Consider the following 607-nt stretch of genomic DNA (forward strand, 5'->3'; position numbering starts at 1 on the left):
GCATTATTTCTGTAAACCATAGAAATAACATTGTGGTTGACAGCAAATCCTCCGCCACCCACACTGCCGCCCTCGCTCCACTTGTACCCAAGGTCCCGCCATGGCTGCTGCCATCCGCCACGACTGGCAACACGACGAACTGCAGTCGCTGTTCGAGCTGCCGTTCCCCGAGCTGCTGTTCCGCGCCGCAACGGTCCACCGCGAGCACTTCGACCCGGCCCAGGTACAGGTCTCCACGCTGCTGTCGGTGAAAACCGGCGGCTGCCCGGAAGACTGCGCGTACTGCCCGCAGGCGCAGCGCTACAGCACCGGGGTGAACGCGCAGAAGCTGATGGAGACCGACGCGGTGCTGGCCAAGGCGCGCCAGGCCAAGGCTGCCGGTGCGTCGCGCTTCTGCATGGGCGCCGCATGGCGTTCGCCCAAGGACCGCGACATCCCGAAGGTGGCGGCAATGATCGCCGGGGTGAAAGCGCTGGGCCTGGAAACCTGCGCCACGCTGGGCATGCTCAGCGGCGAACAGGCGCGCGCCCTGAAGGACGCCGGGCTGGACTACTACAACCACAATCTGGATACGGCGCCGGACTACTACGATTCGATCATCCACACG

General features: G+C 64.7%; 1 protein-coding gene. It reads left to right on the forward strand.

What is annotated here, in order from left to right; genetic code table 11:
* Positions 1 to 100: 100 nt before the first annotated feature.
* The coding region (locus C9414_RS20855) for a biotin synthase BioB (protein WP_142398077.1) at positions 101 to 607 on the forward strand (507 nt) is incomplete at its 3' end.

The sequence above is a fragment of the Bacillus sp. Nf3 genome, from assembly GCF_003028545.1.
In the GTDB taxonomy this organism is placed as follows: domain Bacteria; phylum Bacillota; class Bacilli; order Bacillales; family Bacillaceae; genus Bacillus; species Bacillus safensis.